At 59.7% G+C, this 7,460-nt stretch carries 8 protein-coding genes; all 8 read left to right on the forward strand.

Going from position 1 to position 7,460, the window contains the following annotated elements:
* Window positions 1-705 (forward strand): TrbJ/VirB5 family protein (locus AC3WQZ_RS35020; protein WP_492302108.1); only part of this gene is annotated, 705 nt, incomplete at its 5' end.
* Window positions 702-1,751, forward strand: a complete 1,050-nt coding sequence (locus tag AC3WQZ_RS35025; RefSeq protein WP_058698208.1) for a type IV secretion system protein — start codon at window positions 702-704, stop codon at window positions 1,749-1,751. The genes AC3WQZ_RS35020 and AC3WQZ_RS35025, both read left to right, overlap by 4 nt.
* Window positions 1,751-3,010 (forward strand): TraI domain-containing protein, encoded by a 1,260-nt coding sequence (locus AC3WQZ_RS35030; protein ID WP_058698256.1) that lies wholly within the window; start codon window positions 1,751-1,753, stop codon window positions 3,008-3,010. The genes AC3WQZ_RS35025 and AC3WQZ_RS35030 overlap by 1 nt, the downstream gene beginning before the upstream one ends.
* Window positions 3,010-4,866, forward strand: a complete 1,857-nt coding sequence (gene traD / locus AC3WQZ_RS35035) for a conjugative transfer system coupling protein TraD (RefSeq protein WP_058698209.1) — start codon at window positions 3,010-3,012, stop codon at window positions 4,864-4,866. Before AC3WQZ_RS35030 ends, traD begins: the two co-directional genes overlap by 1 nt.
* A gap of 7 nt (window positions 4,867-4,873) precedes the next feature.
* The gene (locus tag AC3WQZ_RS35040; RefSeq protein WP_058698210.1) at window positions 4,874-5,380 is read left to right on the forward strand and encodes a hypothetical protein; all 507 of its coding nucleotides are present in this window, start codon (window positions 4,874-4,876) and stop codon (window positions 5,378-5,380) included.
* Window positions 5,355-5,648: a hypothetical protein gene (locus AC3WQZ_RS35045; RefSeq protein WP_233528063.1), complete on the forward strand. Its 294-nt coding sequence runs from the start codon at window positions 5,355-5,357 to the stop codon at window positions 5,646-5,648. Before AC3WQZ_RS35040 ends, AC3WQZ_RS35045 begins: the two co-directional genes overlap by 26 nt.
* 3 nt (window positions 5,649-5,651) lie before the next feature.
* Window positions 5,652-6,269, forward strand: a complete 618-nt coding sequence (locus AC3WQZ_RS35050) for an IncC plasmid conjugative DNA transfer DtrJ family protein (protein ID WP_058698211.1) — start codon at window positions 5,652-5,654, stop codon at window positions 6,267-6,269.
* A gap of 57 nt (window positions 6,270-6,326) precedes the next feature.
* Window positions 6,327-7,172 carry a hypothetical protein gene (locus AC3WQZ_RS35055; protein ID WP_058698212.1) on the forward strand — a complete coding sequence of 282 codons (846 nt, stop codon included), beginning with the start codon at window positions 6,327-6,329 and terminating at the stop codon, window positions 7,170-7,172.
* The last annotated feature ends 288 nt before the right edge of the window (window positions 7,173-7,460 follow it).

Here is a 7,460-nt window from a genome sequence, read left to right on the forward strand (position 1 = left end):
GCATCCTTTCTTGTTTCGTCGGTGGCCCACGCCAGCGGGCTTCCCGTTATCGATGTGGCCAATCTGGTCCAGACGACGCGGACCGCCCTGCAATCGCTGAAAACGGAGATCTACGAGAACACAAACATTGCCTATCAATACCGGATGATGGCCAACCAGCTGCTTCAGGCCACCGGCATGGACCCCGTGCACCTGGCTGAACAGCTGGACGCCATCAAGGACGACATCGGCAAATACGACGTCTACGGCGTGACGCTGAAGGATCTCTATGGCACGGTTTCCGAGAATGCCGACTACCTGAGCAAGGTTCAGAGCATGGTGGCCGCATCCGGCAAATCCAGCGGTCAGTGGCTTGAAGATCAGCGCACGCTTCTCACCAACGGCGACAAGACCGCGAAGAACCTGTTCAACCTGGGCAACAGCGTCGTCAAGAACGTGCAGACCCAGGCGAAGCGACGCCAGAAGATCCAGAAGGAAATGAAGCTGACTGGAACGGCACAAGCTGCTGCCGAAGCGACGAATGAGATGCTGGATGTCCTCGCAAACCAGAACTCCGATCTGCTGCAGATCATGAGCGCCAAGACGCAGTCAGACGCCGACAAGGATCAAAAGGCACTGGCCGTCGAGGCCGAGTCGGTAGACGTCGCGCGCCGGCTGCAGGCAGAACGCGAACAGCAACGTCAGCGCATCCTGAACCTGAAATGAGCCACGCCTCGCTGATCCGACACAGCCTCTGTGCGATGCTCACCGCGCTCGTCTTCAGCTTCCTCACCCTCTTTTCCTGCGTTGCCGTCGCGCAGGAAGCGATCAGCAGTGGGGATAGCGCCACGGCTGCAAGTGCTGGCGCACCTGGTGAGGTCGGTCAAGGCATCAAGAAGGCGCTGGACAAGATGAACGGCCTGCGAAGCGGGCTCATCCAGGCTGCAGTTTGGCTCAGCGAGCGGACGCGACCTGACGCCAACAAGATCGCATTCGGACTCGGGGTAATCACCCTCGTCTTCGCCGGCCTACGATTCGCGGCAACGAGCGACGCAGTATCCGCGTGGACGGATCTCTTTGAGACCTTTCTGGTAGTTGGCATCTTCGCGTCTCTCTACGCCAGCTACACCAGCTTTGCGCCCGGGCTGTTTGTTTGGTTCAACGATCTCGCCCAAGCTATCAACGGGGGGGTAGACATCTACAACGTCCCAATCTCGTTGGCAAGGACCGGAGGTAGCTTCTACGACTCCGTGCTGAGGACACTACTCGCGGGGTTCGCCAACCCACTCAAACTGATTGATGCCGTCGTCTCAGCGATTCTGTTCGGCTTGGCATTCATTGCGGTGCTGATTGCGGCCTTGATCTACTCGTGGTTCATTCTGGTGGGTCACCTGCAGGTAGCCGTAGGCATCGTGGTGGGCCCACTAGCCGTCGCATTTGGCATGGCGGACGTCTCCCGAAAATACTTCACAGCGTGGCTGGACTACATGGTTACAGGATCGATGTATATGGTGGTCGCCGCCATCATCTCTCAGCTGGTGAGCGCCACACTGCTCAGCATCGTCTCAGACGTTGGCAACATCGGCACGGACACGCTTCTTGCTGCAAGCTACGCACTCAGTATTGCCATCCTATTGGGCTTTGTCGCGCTGGAGATTCCGAAGATCGCCGGATCTCTCTTCGGAACTGGTGGCGGGGTGAGTGGCACCGGTGGCATGAAGATGTTTGGGCGCGGAGCCTGGAACCTCGGCAGGAAGTTGGCAGGGAAATGATGACCCCTCACATTCACCTTTCCGCTTCCGATCTCCTTTCCTCCCAGGCAGACCGCGTCGCGCTCATCCGACAGTACGCCAACGAAGCGGATGGCGCGGACTTCAACAGCAAGTGGCTTGATGTGCTGGAGCGTTGTGCGACGTGGTTCTCCAGCATGCCGCTGCGCCACAACGAGCACGCCGAGGCCGGTGGTGCGTTCCGGGCAACGGTTGAGGCGGCCTACTTCGCCATGCGCCTGTCTGGCGCACAAAAGTTCGCGGCCAATCAGACGTCCGAACGGCGCAGGCAGTTGGAACCGCAATACCTGTATGCGCTGTTTCTCGCCGCCTGCTGCTCCCGCCTTGATGAGTCATGCCGACACTTCAAATTCTTTCGGGATAGGGATGGGGCGGAGTGGATCCCCGCCGTGCATGGAGCTTTCGGTCCGTGGCTAAGCGATGACACGTATCGCGTCACCCGTCGCGATGCGGTGCTCCCACTGGAGCGCATGCGCACCGCGTTGCTGGCGCGCGAGATTCTTGGTGCGGACCGGCTCGCACAGTTCGACGGCCAGGTCCTCGCTGATCTTTTTGGCGCCATCAACCCCGAGCCTCGACCGACCGGACTCGAGACCTTGCTTCAAAAGGTTGTCCGGCAGGCCATCGACACAGTGACACAGTTCGAGATCAAAGCCCGCCGCGCCGCCTTTGCGCCCGACAGGACGCCTGCACCGAGTGTCGAAGCGCTAGCCGCCGCGGTAGATTCGACCCAGATCAAGGCACCCGCCCCACCAGCACCGGCGCAAGCCGATTCGACACCCGGCCCGGAGAACGCGAGCACCGTGGTGGTGTCGCAGATGGAGAAGGAAGCAGGCCCTGGAACTGGCGAAGCCCAGTCTCAAGCCGAGACAGCCGAAGGCACGCAACGCGAGGTAGCGCGAAGCATCGTACAACTCGACGGCACCAAGTCGCTGCGCCCCGATCAGGCTGCCGACCCCTTCAAGGAAGCCTTGGAGGGTGCGTCCAACCTGATGCGCGAGTTCTTCAGGGCGCTAGCACAGGACGTGTCAGCGGGAAAGGTGAAAGTATCGTGGGTCGATAACAAGCTGGCAATTAGCAAGCGCATGCTCGGCAATTACGGCATCGCGTCCGAGACGCTCATCGACAACCTTCGCAAGTTCCAGCTGCTCTACAAGATCGTCGGCCAAGACATCCTTCTGGTTGACAAGGTGGCGAACCTCATTGCGTCCCCTCCGCAATCCCCAGAGAGCAGCGAGTGATGCACCACTACATCAATCACTTTCGGCCCATTTATGAATTCCGGGCCGCGATCGGGTGGCTTCTTGCCGCAGCTTTGATGTTGCTAAGCGATATGCCGAGCGCCGGGTATTTTTCCCTGTTCTGCGTTGGCATGCTGCTGTTCCGGTCTACACAGGTTTGGCGCGCGCTGAAGTTTCGGCTGGCCATCTCCACCAAGTGGCTTGCGGTCCTTCCGATCGAGGCGCTCCTCGCGCTGAGCGCTCGCATACGAAAGACCGACGATGCCATGTATCTTGGCACTGGCTTTGAGTGGACACAGAAGCATTGCCAGATCGCGCACGACATCCTTCGCATGCCGTCAAGCGATATTCCCGGCTTGCCGCGGTGGCTGCCGCAGCCTATAGTGGAGCGCGTCGAGAAACTGCTCGCGCCTGCGGGCAGCATTGCCGACCATTCGCCCCAGGGCAAATCATGGATACACGGCATGGAGCCGAAGAAGATCCAGGTGCCCTTTCACTACAAGGCGATGCCCGGCCATACATCGGTAAGCGGGACGACCGGCTCAGGCAAGACCCGGACCTACGAGGTCATTTCGACCCAGGTCATCCACAATCCCAACGACGTTTTAATCGTCATCGACCCGAAAAATGACGGCGAGTGGGTCGCACGTGTCAAGCGCGAGTGTGAGCGCACTGGGCGCAAATTTCTCTACTGGAAGCAGGCCGCTCCCTCGCAGTCCATCCGCCTGAACCCGTTAGAAAATTGGTCTCAACCCTCGGAAATCCCAACTCGCATCGCCCAGCTGATGGAGGAAGGACCCTTCCGCCAGTTCGCATTCTTGTTCATCGACCGCGCGGTAAAGGGCGAACTCTACGTCGGCGACAAGCCGAACCTGCGGTCAATCCTTCAATACGCCCAGAACGGCATTAACAATCTTCTGGATCGGGCCCTGCAGCGCTTCTTCCCTGAAGCCGGCAAGCCGGATTGGGAAGAGGAGGTGATGGGCTACATGCAACAGGCCGGCCAGCGCCCAGGCGGCACGCGCTTGGACGGGATGGCCCGGCTCTACATCGAGCGCTTCTCCGACAAGGGGAATGGCCACGAGGCTATCGATGGCCTCATCGCCACGTTCCAGCACGATCGGGACCACTACGGCCGCATCATCGCCTCTGCCCTGCCGTTGCTCCAGATGCTGGCCACCGGCGAGACGGGCCTCATGCTGGCGCCAAAGGCAGACGACTTCGACGATGACCGTGAGATCTGGGACATCGATAAGGTCATCAAGCAGAAGGCGGTGCTCTATGTCGGTGCGGATTCGCTCTCCAACTCTATGGTGGCCCAGGCTGTCATGTCGATGCTGCTAGCCGACATCGCTTCCGTCGCCGGTTCCATTTACAACTTCTACAAGAAGCCTCCAGAGATCGTCCTGATCGTCGACGAGGCAGCCGAGGCGATCAACGAGCAGATGCTGCAGATCCTGAACAAGGGCCGTGGCGCAGGCTTCAAGGCATTCGTCGCCTACCAGACACGCTCGGACTTCACCGCCAAACTGGGAAACGTGGCGAAGATGCAGCAGGTTTTAGGCAATCTGAACAACCAGCTCGTCTTACGATTGGAAGATATCGACACGGCCGAGTGGTTCTGCGAGAAGGCTGGCACCACGGCCATCCGGAATGTCGTGGTGTCGAGCAGCACAAGCACTGGCACCGAGGCGCATGTCGGGGAGTTCAGCGGTTCCGTGTCACGTTCGACCCAGCTTGAGAAAGCGCCATTGATTCCGCATGAGTTGATCATGCAGTTGCCCAACCTGCAGTACTTCCTGCGTATCTCCGGTGGCTCCGTCTACCAGGGTCGAATTCCAATTATCCAAGGTTAAAAGGTCAATGCGCACCAGCCTGTTCCGACAAATCGCCAAGGAATACAAACTCTCCGCGAAGCTCTCGCCCGTTTTCATCGTCTCGCCAGACCTGGACGACGTATGCACGCGGGTAGTCGAATACATCGGCGTGAACTTCCGCGTGCGTGAAGACCCGTTGGTCAAGGAGATGCTAACAGACGCTATCGCCGCCTGGCGCGCCGCTCGAAAGCATGGTGACGCCAACGCGGCCTTCATGAAAGGTCTGTTCGGCCGTGCCCACGATCTCTACGCCAAGCGCTACGCCGCATTCAAGGGCGAGAAGTACAACGTTTGGTATCCCTATCACGAGTCGATCCCCTCTTTCGAGCAACGCCAGCCCATCGGCTACGTCTGCCAGGTGGTAGACGAACCAGTTCCCGGGAATGTGACGCAGCGATGCGCAGCATTCCAGTTGGCCGCACGCGTGCTGACCGGGTACAGCTTTACCCGCTACTTCGAGAACTACGATGTCGCTCGAGACTTTGCATACTAAGGCGAGGCAATCGCTCGCTTCGCTGCGCAAGACCCAGCCGCGGATCGCCGCACGGCTCTTTCGCGTCGACGAGGCACTCGCGTTCGAAATGCAGGCGTGGATTTCCGCAGGGAATGCGGATACCCCGATACCAAGCGCATTCCTGCTCGGCAACGCGGCCCCGTGCTTCGCGCTGATTGGCATTGCGGCGCGTAAGCCGGCATTGTTCTGGGGCGCGCTCGCTGCGATCCCTGCGCTGCCTGTTCTGCTCGCTCTGCACTGGATCTGAGCCATGGCCAACAGTCGATTCGTCTCCCATGTTCGGATGTGGATGCTAGCCGCGCCGCTGATGATATGTGCCATCGCTCCGTTCATACAGGACGATGCCGTATTCGAAGTGAGTGAAGCGGAACAGGGTTCGGTTGAACATGTGCTCGGACAGCCCAAGGCGGACAAGGCAACGATGTTGGCTAACGACCGCTTTGATCGATGGTTTGTCCGGTCTGGTGCGTTGCGCGCATCGTTCTCCGGCTCGGATGCGAACACGGCGCTACCCGATGCCGGCGCATCCGAATTTGGGCGTGGTTGGATGCGGCACTTCTGGTTGACCATCTATCGAGCGGTCTATCGGTCGGCGGTTGCGCATTACTGGCTGTTTGGCGGCATGGTGCTGCTTGCTGCGCTGCTCAACGACGGCGCCGTGTCGAGAAGGATCCGAGCCGCCGGCGCTGGGTTCGCGAACCCGGTGACGTTCCATGTCGCCGCACATGGCTTGCTGCTGTGCTTCGGCTTCGGTGCATCCGCCCTGCTGCTTCCGATTTCCCTGCTGGCCTACTGGTGGACCTTAGGCGTCTGCCTGGTCGGCTTGCTCAGCTGGCGCCTTGCGGCGTCATTTCATGTCGGCAAGTAGTCGACACCATCTTTCTGAATGCCAAAGGCCAAGTGGCTGGCCATCCAAGGAGAAATTATGACCACTACCGATCTAATCCCTGCCGAGCTGCCCGCTACGGTCAGCGAACTGCTTGATCAGCCACTGGCCGCTGTTGCGGTCGACGTTGCCGGCACCGCGGATCGGCCCGATGACGTCGAGTCGGAGCTGCTTGAGATGGAGGCGTCTGCCGACGCCCTGCGGAAGGAAGGCATCATTTCAACGGCTGACCTGGAGAAGAAGAAGGCAGAGGTCGAGCGCACCCGCAAGCTGTTCCGCGAACTCTCGCCGGCAGACCGCCAAGCCATCGTTCGCCGGCGTCGCGAACTGGGTCGTCAAATTCTCGAGCGCGAGCTCGCTGGCGCGGCTGTCGTGGCCGTCGGACTGAAGTTGAATCACACCCGACTGCGGCCGCTGTTCGAGCAATGGTGGCCGTACATGAACCGCATGTCGCTCAACCTGCAGCGCTTCGGTCAGTCGACCTTCTCGCGCAGCGAATTATCGACCATCGAAACGTTCCTGGAGCGTGAGTTGGCAAAGCTCGAGGACTATGTCGACGAGCAGCTGCGCGTCGCAACCGCCTACCGCCAGCAACGCGAGCAGGAGATGCGGGCCAAGGACGACATCGTTTTCGAACCGACGATTACGCGGCCGTCCGTCGAGCTGGAGGTCCAGGCCTACTCTCGCTTTGCCGTCCGAGCGCTTCAGGTCCTCATCAAGTTCGACCAAACCATGGACCAGTTCGATTTCATGGTCTGGAACGGGATCCGCGACATGACGGACGTCAATGACGAGGTCACGAGGTTCCTGCGAAAGTTCCAGCCGCTCGGCCTCCGCTGCTATACGACACACCTGAAGCTGATGACCACCGTTCGCGGCGTCTGACTGTCCGCCTGCACGGTCCCGCTCAGTCACACCAAGTCCCACCAAGCCCTAGTTTCTACCCTCCGTTTAGAAGTAAGAGGATTGGCACTCTGTGGGACGCAGTGCCACTTGGTGATGGCTAGTGGGACCACGTGAGACATGATCTCACTTTCGAACGTATCAACAGACGTCGACATCTGCCCCGAGGTACCACTTCGGGGTACTTGCTGTTTTGAACCGGCACCAAGTGCCACTTACTGCCACACTGCGATCGCCATGTCGCTCGAAAAGGTATTGGAAGGACTGAAC

The organism is Cupriavidus sp. FW305-26 (assembly GCF_058787975.1).

Coding starts and splice junctions, on each gene's coding strand:
- traD (WP_058698209.1), top strand. CDS start 3,010: ATGCACCACTACATCAATCACTTTCGGCCCATTTATGAATTCCGGGCC.
- AC3WQZ_RS35040 (WP_058698210.1), top strand. CDS start 4,874: ATGCGCACCAGCCTGTTCCGACAAATCGCCAAGGAATACAAACTCTCC.
- AC3WQZ_RS35055 (WP_058698212.1), top strand. CDS start 6,327: ATGACCACTACCGATCTAATCCCTGCCGAGCTGCCCGCTACGGTCAGC.
- AC3WQZ_RS35050 (WP_058698211.1), top strand. CDS start 5,652: ATGGCCAACAGTCGATTCGTCTCCCATGTTCGGATGTGGATGCTAGCC.
- AC3WQZ_RS35025 (WP_058698208.1), top strand. CDS start 702: ATGAGCCACGCCTCGCTGATCCGACACAGCCTCTGTGCGATGCTCACC.
- AC3WQZ_RS35045 (WP_233528063.1), top strand. CDS start 5,355: ATGTCGCTCGAGACTTTGCATACTAAGGCGAGGCAATCGCTCGCTTCG.
- AC3WQZ_RS35030 (WP_058698256.1), top strand. CDS start 1,751: ATGACCCCTCACATTCACCTTTCCGCTTCCGATCTCCTTTCCTCCCAG.